Source organism: Shewanella putrefaciens, from assembly GCF_016406305.1.
Lineage (GTDB): Bacteria > Pseudomonadota > Gammaproteobacteria > Enterobacterales > Shewanellaceae > Shewanella > Shewanella putrefaciens_C.
In genome coordinates, this window is sequence record NZ_CP066369.1 from 2,733,987 (window position 1) to 2,748,677 (window position 14,691).

General features: G+C 45.7%; 11 protein-coding genes and 4 tRNA genes. 8 read left to right on the top strand and 7 right to left on the bottom strand.

Going from position 1 to position 14,691, the window contains the following annotated elements:
* Window positions 1–7: 7 nt before the first annotated feature.
* The 4 genes from JFT56_RS11880 to rlmKL are packed head-to-tail and all read right to left on the bottom strand — an operon-like array spanning window position 8 to window position 6,187.
* Window positions 8–1,837: a DUF3466 family protein gene (locus JFT56_RS11880; RefSeq protein ID WP_198780304.1), complete on the bottom strand. Its 1,830-nt coding sequence runs from the start codon at window positions 1,835–1,837 to the stop codon at window positions 8–10.
* Between the two features lie 28 nt (window positions 1,838–1,865).
* Complete coding sequence (locus JFT56_RS11885; protein ID WP_198780305.1) at window positions 1,866–3,791, bottom strand: ABC transporter ATP-binding protein; 1,926 nt, start codon at window positions 3,789–3,791, stop codon at window positions 1,866–1,868.
* Window position 3,792: 1 nt separating this feature from the next.
* On the bottom strand, window positions 3,793–4,053 hold the full coding sequence (locus JFT56_RS11890) for a glutaredoxin family protein (RefSeq protein ID WP_198780306.1): 261 nt from the start codon (window positions 4,051–4,053) through the stop codon (window positions 3,793–3,795).
* Window positions 4,046–6,187: a bifunctional 23S rRNA (guanine(2069)-N(7))-methyltransferase RlmK/23S rRNA (guanine(2445)-N(2))-methyltransferase RlmL gene (rlmKL, locus tag JFT56_RS11895; protein ID WP_198780307.1), complete on the bottom strand. Its 2,142-nt coding sequence runs from the start codon at window positions 6,185–6,187 to the stop codon at window positions 4,046–4,048. Before rlmKL ends, JFT56_RS11890 begins: the two co-directional genes overlap by 8 nt.
* A gap of 257 nt (window positions 6,188–6,444) precedes the next feature.
* On the opposite strand from rlmKL, the gene JFT56_RS11900 reads away from it, so the two are divergent.
* The 8 genes from JFT56_RS11900 to atcC all read left to right on the top strand — a co-directional run bounded on the left by JFT56_RS11900 (window position 6,445) and on the right by atcC (window position 10,177).
* Window positions 6,445–6,521 (top strand) — tRNA-Met (locus JFT56_RS11900).
* Window positions 6,522–6,673: 152 nt separating this feature from the next.
* Window positions 6,674–6,750: transfer RNA gene (locus JFT56_RS11905), tRNA-Met, on the top strand.
* A gap of 146 nt (window positions 6,751–6,896) precedes the next feature.
* Window positions 6,897–6,973, top strand: a tRNA-Met gene (locus tag JFT56_RS11910).
* Between the two features lie 146 nt (window positions 6,974–7,119).
* Window positions 7,120–7,196 (top strand) — tRNA-Met (locus JFT56_RS11915).
* Window positions 7,197–7,677: 481 nt separating this feature from the next.
* Window positions 7,678–7,962 (top strand): J domain-containing protein, encoded by a 285-nt coding sequence (locus JFT56_RS11920; RefSeq protein WP_198780308.1) that lies wholly within the window; start codon window positions 7,678–7,680, stop codon window positions 7,960–7,962.
* Window positions 7,963–7,986: 24 nt separating this feature from the next.
* Window positions 7,987–8,511, top strand: a complete 525-nt coding sequence (gene atcA, locus JFT56_RS11925; RefSeq protein WP_198780309.1) for a cold adaptation protein AtcA — start codon at window positions 7,987–7,989, stop codon at window positions 8,509–8,511.
* The gene (gene atcB / locus JFT56_RS11930) at window positions 8,511–9,269 is read left to right on the top strand and encodes a cold adaptation protein AtcB (protein ID WP_198780310.1); all 759 of its coding nucleotides are present in this window, start codon (window positions 8,511–8,513) and stop codon (window positions 9,267–9,269) included. The genes atcA and atcB overlap by 1 nt, the downstream gene beginning before the upstream one ends.
* Before the next feature lie 11 nt (window positions 9,270–9,280).
* Entirely contained in the window at window positions 9,281–10,177 is an 897-nt protein-coding gene (gene atcC, locus JFT56_RS11935) for a cold adaptation protein AtcC (protein ID WP_198780311.1), read from the top strand.
* A 94-nt stretch (window positions 10,178–10,271) separates the two neighbouring features.
* On the opposite strand, the gene JFT56_RS11940 is transcribed toward atcC, so the two are convergent.
* The 3 genes from JFT56_RS11940 to JFT56_RS11950 form a co-directional block, all read right to left on the bottom strand.
* Window positions 10,272–10,958 (bottom strand): exonuclease domain-containing protein, encoded by a 687-nt coding sequence (locus tag JFT56_RS11940; RefSeq protein ID WP_198780312.1) that lies wholly within the window; start codon window positions 10,956–10,958, stop codon window positions 10,272–10,274.
* Window positions 10,959–12,806, bottom strand: a complete 1,848-nt coding sequence (locus tag JFT56_RS11945) for a DUF294 nucleotidyltransferase-like domain-containing protein (RefSeq protein WP_198780313.1) — start codon at window positions 12,804–12,806, stop codon at window positions 10,959–10,961. It abuts the gene before it with no gap.
* Window positions 12,807–12,944: 138 nt separating this feature from the next.
* Entirely contained in the window at window positions 12,945–14,681 is a 1,737-nt protein-coding gene (locus JFT56_RS11950; RefSeq protein ID WP_198780314.1) for a sodium:solute symporter family protein, read from the bottom strand.
* Window positions 14,682–14,691: the final 10 nt, after the last annotated feature.

Below are 14,691 nucleotides of genomic sequence, written 5' to 3' on the forward strand. Positions count from 1 at the left end.
TTAAAAACTAGCCTTTGCGGCGACGGAACCAAATCAGTGGTAAGGCAAGCAACCAAGCCAAAGACGCGGCGCCCTTACGCTCATAGTTACCCGCCTCTGTACTATCATCTACGGTACAAGCCTCTCCATTGGTGGTTGGCTTAAGTACTACCATACGTGGAATATAAGCTGTCACAGGATCGCCATTACCGCTCAATTCAAATAGGGGTTTGCCATTTTCACCAATAATCAAATTTCCCTTATCATCAAACTGGTATGAGGGCTTACGAATAAAAGCGGTCCCGACAATAGTGCCATCTTCATTAATACTTGATGCCTCTACGACCAAGATATCACTTTTATACGTCAGTAGTTCACCAGAACCATCTTGTACTTCGACCTCATGACGAACCCAATTACCATCGCTACCTTTCTCATAACCTTTCGATTCGCAGGTGAGTAAGGTATTTAAGTCGCTAAATTCACCCGTGGATTTTTCATAGAGAAAACCAGCCTTAGGGCGAGGCTTTTCTTTATCATAGGTCGTTTCAATATAACCAACGACTTGGCCTTTATTATTGATATCCTTAGGCTTACTCGAAAGATCCGTTAGTTTTGTCGCAAAATCATTCGGAGTGACATAGCCAACATCAGGGGTATTTATATCAAAATAAAAGAATTTATCGCGTAAATATCCTTGGATATAACTGCGATAACTACCTACCACAATGCCATCATCGTTAATATCATAGGCAATCGAATTCGAGATAGAATCGCCCATTTTAATCCAGTGGTATTGATAGTTACCGTCGGTATCTTTAGACCAATAGGCAGCGTCCTGGCGCAGTTTATCGGTATTGTTATTGCGGTATACGTGCGAGCGTCCAACGACAACACCATTATCATTCACACCTAGGGCTTGGGCGGTGAAAGTTAACGTACTACCGCTTGCAGGCGTGAGCCCTAAAGGTAACGTCGTGCCAGTGGCGACACCGTTATCAATTTGCCATACATAGGCGCGGGTCTGATATTGGATATTACGTGTGCCGCTTTTATTTGGATATTGCTCGCGTTGCACACACACATCTAACGGCAAGGTATTATCCGAACTTAGGCAATAAGTAACACGATCGCCACCATATTTGCTGATATCGGTACTCGCATAACCCACAACAAGATTATTGTTATTCACCGCCGATGCTGCAGACCAACCGCCTAATTCAACGGTTTTATCGTCTTTGACATATTGAGTGTAAGGTGGTGGTAATGGAATTTCAGCGTCAGCCGTTTTCACCACGCCGCGGAATTCAAAGTCACGGTAATACCAATAATCATCCGTGACATCTGTGGTTGCAGTATTTTCGGTTTTCTTTTCGGGGGAAGTCATACTTCCGACTTTGACCCCCGCATCATTGATACCATAGTAAAAAGTATCGACGGAATTAATCACGCTAGTGTCACTTGGAACTGTAGTGCCATTAATGCTATCAAAAGTCGGTAACCAAGGATTAGATGTATCATCGTTTTCCTTAGCTACAAAGGTAAAGTTATTGGCAATAATTGGCTCTGTAATAGAATATGTAATGCTTTCTTCAGGTGCGATACCATCTTCAACATCAATCACACCATCTTCAACATCGGCGGTGCTGAGCTTTTTCTTACCCTTTGAAATGCCGACTAATTCATCATTTGCATTGACGCCTAAAGCATAACCGTTACGCGTCCCTTCGAGCGTGCCTTTCAGGTCATAATTGTCAATATTAACAATTTCATAGACAGGTGCGGCATGGGCACTATTCAATACGCCAAGGACACCTAAGGCAACCAAGGACAGGGCGTTATCCAACTTTAACTTCATTAATTCTATTCCCATTTTTATTATTGGTTTACTTCAGTGACTCAAGCTCTTCCCATCGCTCGAAGCAAACTTCCAATTGCTTTTCTTTATCCGCCAACTGGCTTAATACCTGATTGACTTTATCTTGCGCCTGACTGTAAAAATCGGGATTGCCGATAGTGGTTTGCAGTGCAAGGATATCTTCCTCTAACTGTTCCATCACATTGGGCAACGATTCTAATTCACGTTGTAACTTGTAAGACAGTTTTTTCACTGCTTTAACAGGTTCGGCCGCCTTGACTTCCACCGCTTTAGTGGGTGTCGCTGGAGCTTCGACCGTCTTTAATGAACTAGGTTCCTCAGAATAAAACTTTGCTCCCTGATCGACCGCATCCTGATAGCCCCCCACATATTCACTCCAGTGGCCGTTACCGGCATACCACCAGCTACTTGTGACAGTGTTATCGATAAACGCCCTATCATGGCTGACCAATAACAATGTGCCCTGATATTCGGTTAGCAGCGACTCTAGCAATTCTAGGGTCTCGATATCAAGATCGTTTGTCGGTTCGTCGAGAATGATAAGGTTTGCAGGGCGGATCAATAATTTAGCCAGCAATAAACGGTTCTTCTCGCCACCGGAAAGGGCTTTTACCGGCGTTCTCGCTCGCATAGGCGAGAATAAAAAATCCTGCAAGTAGCTTAATATATGGCGATCTTGGCCATTGATCGTAATGGTTTTTTTACCTTCGCCGACGTTATCTTCAACGGTCTGCTCAGGATCTAAGGCTTCACGGTATTGGTCAAAATAGGCAATTTCTAACTTAGTGCCGACTTTCACTTCGCCAGACTGGGGTTGTAGCTTTTCAATCAACAACTTAATCAGTGTTGATTTACCACAACCGTTTGGACCAATTAGGGCGATACGGTCACCCCGGATCACTGTAGTATTAAAGTTCTTAACCAGATTTTTATCGGGCAAATTGTAATTTAAGTCTTTAACATCAAATACTAACTTACCAGAACGCTCGGTTTCAGCCACCGCCATTTTGGCGTTACCCTGACGATTTAAACGCTCGCTGCGTTCTTGACGCAAAGCCTTGAGTGCACGCACTCGGCCTTCATTTCGAGTACGTCTGGCCTTCACGCCTTGGCGGATCCACACTTCTTCATCGGCTAGGCGTTTATCAAATAATGCATTTTTATCCGCTTCGACCCGTAGCCACTCCTGCTTACCATCAAGGTAAGCTTGATAATTGCCCGGCCACGAGGTAACAACTCCGCGGTCTAAATCCACTATTCGTGTTGCCATACGGGCAATAAAGCCCCTGTCATGGCTGATAAAAACAATGGCACCTTGATAATCGAGTAGAAATTTTTCTAACCACTCAATGGTATCAATGTCTAAGTGGTTGGTCGGTTCATCGAGCAGCAATAGATCAGGCTCACTCACCAGTGCGCGTGCCAATGCCACCTTACGTTGCCAACCACCGGATAGTTCGCTTAAGGATTTATCGGGATCTAAGCCTAACAGCTCGCAATTTTGTTGGATGCGCGAATCTAATTGCCAACCATTGTAATGGTCTAAGGTTTCCTGCAGGCTCTGCATTTCATTGAGCATGCGATCCATCATTTCAGGGGAGGCATGGGCTACATCGTGTGACAGCTGGTGATAACGTTCAAGCGCCTCACCCACTTCCTTAAGGCCTGCGGCAATATAGGCATACACTGTCCCTTGTTCGGCTTTAGGCGGATCTTGCTGTAAACGGCTAACAGTCACATTGCCATCAATGTTAAATTCACCCTCATCCAGCAGCACCTCACGGTCTAAAATCTTCAATAAGCTCGACTTGCCAGCACCATTGCGCCCAACAATACACACTCGCTCACCGCGTTCAATTGTAAAATCCGCATTCTGCAGTAGCGGCGTGTAACCATAGGCTAAAGAGCCATTATTGATACGAACCAGACTCAAACTAAGCTCCTAAAAAATCTTGTAATTGTGTTGCGTTAAATGGCCAAAATAGGCAGCGTCCGTCCCATGCTTTCACAACAGGGATCGACACGCTATAACGCTCCGCTAATATTTCATCATCGCAAATATCGATGGCTTGAAATGCAATCCCCGTCTTGGCGAGCAGTTCGGCGGCTAATTCACACAGATGGCATCCCTCTGTGTGGTATAGCACATAAACCTGCTGCGATTCAGACTTAGGGTCTAGTGGCAATTCAGGCATGGGTAATTAACCAAGTATTGTGTATATGGGGATTACGCTTGTAATCCAGCGGCAAGGTGATGTCATCAATGTTTTTAACTGTGATATTCATCTTAGTGAGTGTTTCTATATCCATCTTAAACTTACGTTTATTGTTGGAGAACACTAACTCCCCCGTTGGACTTAAGAGTTTCACTAAGGCGCCGAGTAAATTGACATGGTCCCGTTGGACATCGAAGGAATCTTCCATTCTTTTTGAGTTAGAAAAGGTAGGAGGATCGATAAAAATCAAATCATACTGCACTTTTTTATCGAGAGTACAATCGCGGATCCACTGTAAACAATCCGCTTGCACAAATTCATATTGCTTACCCTGCAGTCCATTAAGTGCAAAGTTTTCCTTTGCCCATGCAATATAAGTATTTGACATATCGACCGTGGTGACAGACTTCGCCCCACCGAGCGCCGCATGTACCGACGCAGAACCCGTATAGGAAAATAGGTTCAATACTCTGCGACCCTTTGCTTTTTGACCAACGAGACGCCGGGTCAATCTATGGTCAAGGAATAACCCCGTGTCTAAATAACCCGTTAAGTTCAACTTAAACTTAGCACCATACTCAGTGGTGATAAGTTCTAATTTACGCTCATCGAGCTTTTGATATTGATTCGTGCCCTTCTGACGCTCACGGGTTTTCATGATGATTTTATTAGGATTAATCCCAATCGCTGCAGGTAACGCCAACAGCACATCACTTAAACGACGCTTTGTAACAGCCTCAGGAATGGTCGCTGGCGCCATATATTCCTGCACTATCACATAGTCTAAATATTTATCGACTGCGACGTTATATTCAGGAATGTCGGCATCATAAATACGATAACTATCAATGCCTTCTTTGTTCGCCCACTTTTCTAACTGCTTCGCATTTTTCTTGATACGGTTCGCAAAGGCGGGCGCGATATCGGCAATATCAACCCCTTCAGGCAGCACTGGCGTATCACGACGTGTACTGGTCGCATGCAAGGTATAAATGTTAAAGGCACACTCGAGGGCACCGTTAAACATCTTCATTTGTTTATCGGCTTTCAGCTTGAGCGACGAGACTAGCTCAATATCACTACACAGCATGGCGACTTTCCAACCGCCGAATTCTTTTTTAAATTTATCGCCAAGTTGGTAATAAAGTTGCAAAAGTTCAGAGACATTACCCAAACGCTCGCCATAGGGCGGGTTGGTGATGAGATAGCCTTCTGCCGCGGGCGGCTCAATATTAAGGGCATTAGCGACCTTAAACTCGATGAGATCCAGCACGCCGGCATTTTCAGCATTGCGTTTAGCTAGGGCAACGAGGCGCGAATCAATATCCGAACCATAAAATTTAATCTCGCAGCGCTTAACCCCTAAGGAAGCGCGGGCCTTGGCTTCGGCGACAATCTCTTGCCATAGGGTTTTATCATGGCGACGCCAATGTTCAAATCCAAAACGACTGCGCTGCAACCCAGGAGCAATATCCGCCGCCATCAATGCTGCTTCAATCAACACTGTACCACTACCGCAAAAGGGATCGAGTAAAGTAGAAGGTGCAGCCTGCCAGCCACTTCGTACTAGCATATTCGCGGCAAGGTTTTCTTTTAGAGGCGCTTCACCTGTGGTGGAACGGTAACCCCTTTGGTGCAGGGATGGGCCGGAGAAATTCATCGCAATGGTAATCACACCATTACGGAAATGCGCATCGACTTTAAAATCCGCATCGGTGCGAGAGACATTAGGGCGCTCATCGCCATCGTCACGGAACCTATCGACTATCGCATCTTTAATCTTCAGTGCGCCAAACTGAGTATTGTTAATAAAACCGCCAGTACCATGAAAATCGATACTAAAAGTGCTTTTATTAGAAAAATGTGCAGGCCAATCAATACAATAAGCAGCATTATACAGTTGCTCTGCCGACTCACAGCTGCCTTTATAGATAACCAATACGATGCGGCTGGCTAAACGAGTCCATAAAGTAATGCGGTACGCTAAGGCTAAAGGCGCGGTGAAATACACACCAGCAACACTTTCTTTAATCTCAGTCGCACCAAATTCAGTCAGTTCTTGGGCTAAGCTATATTCAAAGCCCTTTGGGGCAGCGGCAAAAAAATTAAGCATGGGATAATCAGTACGCAGTCAAAATCAAAGCGACATTATACCTGCTCGAATAGATAAAAGATAAACAGTTATTAGCCAAAGCCAGAATTTGTCAGTCAATTTCGTGCCTGCTCACTGAACAAAACACTAGGCTGGCCCTAAGATCGCCTAAAACCCCGGCACTACGCTTTATATTTGAGCATTCACCCTACTTTTTAAGATTCGTCCTTGCATTGCCCTCTCGCTGCCGTTATAGTCTGCCCCGCTTTGAAGACGGACGCGGGATGGAGCAGCATGGTAGCTCGTCGGGCTCATAACCCGAAGGTCGTTGGTTCAAATCCAGCTCCCGCAACCAATTTAAAGCAATTGTTTATAAATAGAAACAGCTCATCGGGCTCAACTCTTTATAAACAACTGGCGAAGGTCGTTACTGATTGAGTATAAGTAATCCAACTACCGCAACCAATATAATGTAAAAATAGTAAAGTAATACAGATAGATATCGGACGCGGGATGGAGCAGCATGGTAGCTCGTCGGGCTCATAACCCGAAGGTCGTTGGTTCAAATCCAGCTCCCGCAACCAATCTAATGTAGAAGTTTATAAATAGAAACAGCTTACCGGGCTCAACTCTTTATAAACAACTGGCGAAGGTCGTTGGTTCAAATCCAGCTCCCGCAACCAATTCTAAGATGACAGAATTAAAACAGTTATCAACAGTATTAATCGGACGCGGGATGGAGCAGCATGGTAGCTCGTCGGGCTCATAACCCGAAGGTCGTTGGTTCAAATCCAGCTCCCGCAACCAATTTAAAGCATAGGTTTATCAATAGAAACAGCTCGTCGGGCTCAACTCTTTATAAACAACTGGCGAAGGTCGTTACTTCAAACCCAGCTACTGCAGCCAATTCTAAGATGACAGAATCAAAACAGTTATCAACAGTATTAATCGGACGCGGGATGGAGCAGCATGGTAGCTCGTCGGGCTCATAACCCGAAGGTCGTCGGTTCAAATCCGGCTCCCGCAACCAATTAATATAAAATCACGACTAGGCCAGCATAAGCTGGTTTTTTTGTACCCGAAATTTATCTTACTCAGCTGCAATATGGCTGCTCGTCGGGCTCAACTCTTGATAAACAACGGGCGAAGGTCGTTAGTTCAAATCCAGCTCCCGCAACCAATTTTATTTATAAAACAGCGCATAAGCTAAATCACGACTAGGCCAGCATAAGCTGGTTTTTTTGTAGCTAAAATTTGCAATACCGCTGACTCTCCTCAAGTAGACCAAATGGCTCCCATAAATCCGTTTATTTCAAAAGCGCCACTAAGCCTGCGAAAAGCGCTACTAAGCCTGCGAACAGTCTACAAATAGCGGCTCAGGTGTTTGCCGCCCCATAAGCATTTCTGCTATGATCCAGCGCTGACTAATCATAATTCCACAAGATTTAAGATAATCAGATTTAAACCCTTTTTATCTTGCGATATCAGATCCATCGCCTGCAGGTACAAGTATGATTAACCACTTTAGTGTGCTCGGCATCAAACCCAGCGCCAAAGAAGACGATATTAAAAAAGCCTATCGACGACTCTCAAATAAATACCATCCAGATAAGTTGTTAGGTGCCTCTGAAGAGGAAAAGGAACAAGCATCACTGCAACTCGAACGCGTTAAAAAAGCCTATGAAGTGCTATCAGACCCCAAGCTTAGAAATGCGTTTATCAAAGATTTCAATAACGTGATAGTGACAGATCCCGCTGGTGCCATGCGCGAGCTATGGGATCAATTTTACCCTTGAACGTTTAATGTAGAGTAATGCCACATGGCCAAAAAACTGAATATCTCACGCATTAATGAGCTAAAAAATAATGCCTACGACAATATCGAGTCCTATGATGACCCCGATACTCCCAAGGCATTAGAACAATTTACGAGTCAAATCAAAAAAGTATTACAAGCCGATCCAAAAATGTTGGATTCAGTGCCTGAATATCTCCCCGTTGCGCTCTACGGTCGAGTGAAATTTCCTGCCGAAGCCAAGTTGAAATGGGCCCATTGGATCAACACATCCACCCAACCCGAATGGGATGAGTTTAAGGTCACCATTGGCTTTAATAATGCCGATCTGCCATTAGTATTGGCCGTACGAGCCTATTCAGAAGATTTACTTATTGAAAGCTGCGCTGTTTTGTATTTACTTGAAACTCAAGGTAAAGCAGCACCTGCACCTAAACATAGTGAAGACGATGACGATGATGACAACGACTATGTCGGTCATTCCGATGACGACGATGAAGGTGAAGAGGAAGATGGCTACTACGATCACTATGATGATGAGGACCGCTAATGAACACTAGTCTCATTGAGATAACCGTTGCCGAAATAAAAGAACTGGCAGACGTAGAGCCAAAACAAGCGAGCAAACGTTTCGAACTCATCGCCACCACAATGAGTGATGAGCAATTGGTTGAAGTCATTGAACAAATGGACATAGTCACGCTGACTCAAATTAATAGTCACCATGATATATCCTGCCCTTCAATCATGTCTGAACTGATGACCCCAGAGCAAATCCGCGACATAGTGTGTCAGCAACCTTTGTACTGGGAAGAAAAAATTAAAAACAACGCTGAAGAACTCATACAGCATACCTTTGATTTTTTAACCTATTTAATCCGCATTCAAGATAGCGAAGAAAAGCAAACCGCCATTTTAGAATGCATTGCCGACGATCCTGCAGGCCTCTTCTACCTGTCTATCCCCTTTATCGAAATGATGTTGGGCGAACAACACCAAGACGATGATGGCTTTACCGATCTCTATGATGACGAAGAAGACACCGACACCGTCGGCTACGATAGCCGCTCTAAGAGTGAAGAAGCCCACAGTTTGAGCATAGATGATCCCCGTAGTCTGATGGCGCTTATCCATGAGCTAGCACCCGATGTCGAAAAAGCCATCAAAAATCTGCTGCGCAACGAAAGCTCAGGCTGGGAAATCATCATTAGCAAGTTCGTCAATGAACTCGTGATCCAAGCCAAAGAGAAAAACCAAGTGGCGGATGAATACGCAGAAGTCGATGATATGTTTAGCTTTTTGGATTAAGGAATCTTTTGATGCAACTGGTACTGCGTGATGTAGATCAGGGACCATACCTGAGTAAGGTATTGATCCAAGGCCAAGCAGACGAATCGCTGAGCGGTGAACAGCTGTCACAAATCAAATCCAAAGCCATTTTGATGAGTCTCAAACTGGCCGACAAGTTCTATAACAAGTATAAAATGCACTTGCTAGAACAAGCGGCCCACGATGTGATTGGTGTCGTAAGCTTAGGTTTAATGGAACTTTCCCATCAAGATCAACAACAAGCTATACGTCTACTGACAACGGCTGACGGTGTTGTTAAATGCTTCCAAAAGGGCTGGAGTATGCTGAGCACGGTGAGCAAGCATAAGCTCGCCAACGGAAAGTCGCTCTATGGGGATGTTGACAAGTTCCTCCTTGAGCAAGTCTCTAGCCCACCAGATGCAGAAGAATGGCAGGGTTTTCATGCCTATCAAGAGGCATTAGTCGAATACCAGCATCAACAGTCGATCGCCGCCTTAATGGCGCAGTTTTATGTGCAAACTCAGTACGACCCTTTGGACTTTCTCAACCTTGAGAGTGTATTAGCCGAAGCCGTGTTATACCGAATGTTGTTTGATAATGCGAAAGTCAGACAGGATTTGAAAAAGAGAATAGCCAAAGTAACACTGTTAGATGAATGGTTTACCCTTGAGCATATTAAGCTTCAAACCCAAAAGGCGCTAGCTGAGCTACCCGCAGAATTAGCTGAAGCCATCAGCAAAGATCTCGGTAAAAACTTTGCCCCTGCCCTACTTCGCACCCTCAACTTTGCGAAAAGCTACCGCGAGCTCTTACTCGATGGCGCTTCCCCCGAACGTCTAGAGCGATTCGAGCACAAAGAAGGTCTTATCGGCCTCCTAGGCTGGCCGCTCTATATCGTGTTTTAATCTTGGCGGTGTTTAACTTGGTGTGCTGGGCTCAATGAGTCCAGTCATCCTTTTATCGTCAATGCATTATTTAAAGTCACTTTTGTTTGAAATATCAGAAGGATTTTTCAAGCAGATCAACAACGTTAAGCTGCCTTGCTCCCCCCATCGCCGCGATTTGAGCCAATAGCAACTCGGCGCAGGCCAATGCATCGGTCAGCGCGCTGTGGGCTGAGTAAATTGGTAAGCCATAGCGCTCACGGCAAGCCCCAAGGCGCAAGCTGCCTTCTTTGATGACAGAATGCTCCCGAAGCAAACGCAACCTTTCAACCAACAGGGTATCAATTGTCGGTAACATCACAGGCTGATGATAAATAGCGAGCATATCCTGCTGTAAAAAACGGCAATCTAAAGGGGCGTGGTGTGCAACGAGAACTCTGCCACGGGTGCGACTAAGAAACCACGCCATGGCTTCTTCAATACTGACAGCTTGCACTAAATGATTATCGAGAATGCCATGAATAGTGGCACTCTGGCCGACACTGCCACGAATTTGCACCAATTTCTGCTCTGCACCCGCCAGTGGAATGGCCCCATGCTCGATAGGCACAAGACCAATACTCAAAATTTGATCGCGCATAGGATCGAGCCCCGTCATCTCCAAATCCATTGCCATCAGTGGCGCTTCGGACAGGGGCATATCCAGTAAGGGCAGTAAGGACTGGTAATAATCTTTAAATAACCGATGCTGACTGCGTAGGATGCGCCATTTAAGCTTGGCCCTTACCCTCAAACTGCCCATTTAAAAACTCCGCATAAACTTCATTTTCATCCCTGACTGAGCATCGTGCACCACCTTAAAGGCATCCCTTAATTGGTGCCGTACTAATGAGGACAAATGCGCGGGTAATAAATAATTGCTCAGGGGCTGCCCCTGGGTATGTTGGTAGCCCTGATTGGCTAAACGCATATGGGCGATAAACTCGTGGGCATCGGCCAAATTCAGGGCATCCTTTCGATTGAGAATGTTCGCCTCCATTAAGGCGCGAATGCGTTTAGCGGTATTCACTTCTTTGATGCCAGCCGATAAGGCATAGACACGAGCAATATCATTGATGAGAGCATTACCTTTATGTTTTAAATCAATGCCTTTAACTTCGCTGCCATCACGCTCGAGCACAAACTTACGAAAGAAACCTAGGGGCGGAGACTCAATCAGTGAGTTACCCGCCATGCCCGCCAAAAATATATCGTTATCGCGGGTTTGGGCTAACACTTTATCCTGCAGGGCATCGAATAGGGTTTGCGGACCGTACACTGAGCGCATATCGAAAAAGATACTGGCGTGCATCAGCGCCTTGGGTTCTGGGGTGATCACCCATTTTTCAAAGACCTGCTGCCATTGTTGCAGTGACATTCGCCACTGTGGATTTTGCGCCATAATATTGCCGGGGCAAAAAACATAGCCACATTGATCAAGCCCGGCACACACGGCATGGGTGAGTGCATCGAAATATCCCTTAGCATAATCATCCATTTCTTCTGCGACTAGCAGGCCATTATCTTGATCGGAACACGCCGCTTGATCCTGCCGGCCTTGGGAGCCAAAGGCTAACCAACAAAAAGCCATCGGAGGCTCACCCAGCAATTGCTGATTAAGCACAATTAAGCGCCGTGTCAGAGCATCGGTAACTGAGGTTAATACCCGGCCAATTTCTTCGGCCCTTGCATCGGCACTGATTAAATTTTGCAATAACAAGGGGATTTGCTTACTTACATTGATAAGGCTCGCCAGATCCAACTGACGTTCTATTTCACCAATCAACAGCAAAGGTTGTGAGCCCTGACCACGTAAAATATCTGTACTCGTGACCATGCCAATCGCTTTCCCCTCATCAATAATGGGTAAATGGTGGATATTATGTTCACTCATTAGCAGCATTGCTTCAAAAATCAATGCATTAGATGAAATTGAAATGGGCGATACTGTCATCGCTTGATGGACGGCTAAATGGCCATCGAGCCCAACGGCCAACACCCGATTACGCAAATCCTTGTCGGTTAAAATGCCAACTAACCTGTGATTATCTATGACTAAAAGCGAGGATACCCGGGCATTACGCATCAACAGGGCGGCTTGGGTCACACTGGCATGGGAATCGATCATAATGGGATCGGGTGACATTAAGGTACTGATACGGCTTGTAGTCGTCAGATCTTTTGCCTTAAAACGCGCCTCATGGCGCAAACGCTTTGCAAAGGCACGGGTAAAAAACTTATCAAAATTGCGGTTGTCCCCCCTCAGTTGGTCAAACAAAGCCTGGGGCAAATGGTAAACCAAACCATCCTCTAGGATAGCGACTTTATTGACAACTTTCTCACCCGATAACAAGGTCGAAAACCCAAAGAACTCGCCCTCACCGACCCTATCCACCAGCACCCCTTCGGGATCGCGCACCTCAAAGGCACCGCTGCGTACTATATATAACTTAGGCGCATTAGCATCAAAGGTGACATAACGAGATGCTTTACTGTAATACCCAATAGTAACCGCCTTAGCACAACGTAAAACCGTTTCATCGGCTAATGTTTCAAAGGGAACAATGGATTTTAAAAATTGCACAACGGGCTGCAATTCGCTGGCATTCATTGGCAACACCTTATTTTAGGTGGATTTATCTTCACTATAACCTGCAATAATTCTATGCCATATTCGACTTAAGTCAGTGAGCGAATAACAAAAAGAGCGCCTAAGCGCTCTTTTTCAACTCTGTGACACAACTGACGACTAGTGGCCGCTTGCTTCGCCAGAACCTTTAGGGAAACGAATTGACTCAACCATTTCCTGTACATGTTGCGGTGTTGCAGAGGTCACTTTACTCACTAGCGCAGCAACTGCAAAGTTAACCACCATACCCACCATACCAATCCCTTCGGGTGAAATACCGAGGAACCAGTTTGCAGGCACGTTAGCCGTTGGATCAACAAACTTAAAGTAGATGATATAACCAGAGGTGAACAGTAATCCCGTTAACATACCGGCAATCGCACCTTCTTTGTTCATGGTTTTAGAGAAGATACCCATGATAATCGCAGGGAACAGTGACGATGCTGCAAGACCGAAGGCAAAGGCCACTACCGCCGCCACAAAGCCTGGAGGATTCACCCCAAAGTAACCTGCAATCACAATCCCGATACCCGCCGCAAGCCTTGCAAACATCAGTTCTTTCTTGTCAGAGATGTTTGGCATTAGGTTCTTTTTCAGCAGATCGTGTGAAACCGAGGTCGAAATCACCAACAATAGGCCCGCTGAAGTCGATAGGGCTGCGGCTAAACCACCCGCGGCCACCAAAGCGATCACCCAAGCTGGCAGATTCGCGATTTCAGGCGTTGCTAATACAATGATATCATTATCGATTTTCATTTCATTGCTGCTGGCTGCATCTTCCATTTTGCCTTTAGCATAATAGATTTTGCCGTCGCCGTTTTTGTCATCCCACTTGATAAGACCAGTTTTCTCCCAGTTTTTGATCCAATCAGGCGCAGTCTCATAGGCAACGCCTTTTTGATCTGGACCGTTGATGGTTTCGATCATGTTTACGCGAGAAAATGCCGCTAATGCTGGTACTGTGGTATACATAATCGCAATAAAGACCAATGACCAACCCGCAGTTATACGCGCATCCTTTACCTTAGGTACAGTGAAGAAACGCACGATAACATGGGGTAACCCCGCAGTACCGACCATTAAGGCACCAGTAATACAGAACACGTCGATCATGCTCTTAGAGCCGTCGGTATAGGGTGCGAACCCCAGTTCAGTCGACAGATTGTTAAGCTTTTCTAACAGATATACCCCAGTATTATTACCCGCCGCATCGATAAGCTCAGCGCCGAAACCAATTTGCGGAATAATGTGGCCCGTCATCATTACAGACAGGAAAATAGCAGGCACCATAAAGGCAAAAATCAGTACGCAGTATTGGGCAACCTGGGTGTAGGTAATCCCTTTCATCCCGCCTAACACAGCGTAGAAGAACACCACGGCCATACCGATATACACACCCGTATCGACTTCAACTTCTAAGAAGCGCGAGAACACAACCCCCACTCCCCGCATTTGCCCTGCGATGTAAGTAAAGCAAATGAAGATGGCGCAAATCACCGCAACGGTTCGCGCCGCCTGGGAGTAATAACGCTCACCCACGAAATCAGGCACAGTAAACTTACCAAACTTACGTAAATATGGCGCCATACACAGGGCTAATAGAACATAACCGCCGGTCCAGCCCATCAGGTACACACTGCCGTCATAACCAACGAAGGACACAATACCCGCAAGAGAAATAAATGACGCCGCCGACATCCAGTCCGCCGCCGTCGCCATACCGTTAACCACAGGATGCACGCCGCCACCAGCAACATAAAACTCTTTGGTAGAGCCTGCCCGTGACCAAATTGCAATCCCGATATAGAGCGCAAACGAGAGCCCTACGATAAGATACGTTAATCCTTGAACACCCATTTCAATTCTC

Bases quoted from the DNA above. Each gene is read 5' to 3' on its own strand.
- JFT56_RS11920 (WP_198780308.1), top strand. From the start codon at position 7,678: ATGATTAACCACTTTAGTGTGCTCGGCATCAAACCCAGCGCCAAAGAA.
- atcC (WP_198780311.1), top strand. From the start codon at position 9,281: ATGCAACTGGTACTGCGTGATGTAGATCAGGGACCATACCTGAGTAAG.
- JFT56_RS11940 (WP_198780312.1), bottom strand. From the start codon at position 10,958: ATGGGCAGTTTGAGGGTAAGGGCCAAGCTTAAATGGCGCATCCTACGC.
- JFT56_RS11890 (WP_198780306.1), bottom strand. From the start codon at position 4,053: ATGCCTGAATTGCCACTAGACCCTAAGTCTGAATCGCAGCAGGTTTAT.
- atcB (WP_198780310.1), top strand. From the start codon at position 8,511: ATGAACACTAGTCTCATTGAGATAACCGTTGCCGAAATAAAAGAACTG.
- JFT56_RS11880 (WP_198780304.1), bottom strand. From the start codon at position 1,837: ATGAAGTTAAAGTTGGATAACGCCCTGTCCTTGGTTGCCTTAGGTGTC.
- JFT56_RS11945 (WP_198780313.1), bottom strand. From the start codon at position 12,806: ATGAATGCCAGCGAATTGCAGCCCGTTGTGCAATTTTTAAAATCCATT.
- JFT56_RS11950 (WP_198780314.1), bottom strand. From the start codon at position 14,681: ATGGGTGTTCAAGGATTAACGTATCTTATCGTAGGGCTCTCGTTTGCG.
- rlmKL (WP_198780307.1), bottom strand. From the start codon at position 6,187: ATGCTTAATTTTTTTGCCGCTGCCCCAAAGGGCTTTGAATATAGCTTA.
- atcA (WP_198780309.1), top strand. From the start codon at position 7,987: ATGGCCAAAAAACTGAATATCTCACGCATTAATGAGCTAAAAAATAAT.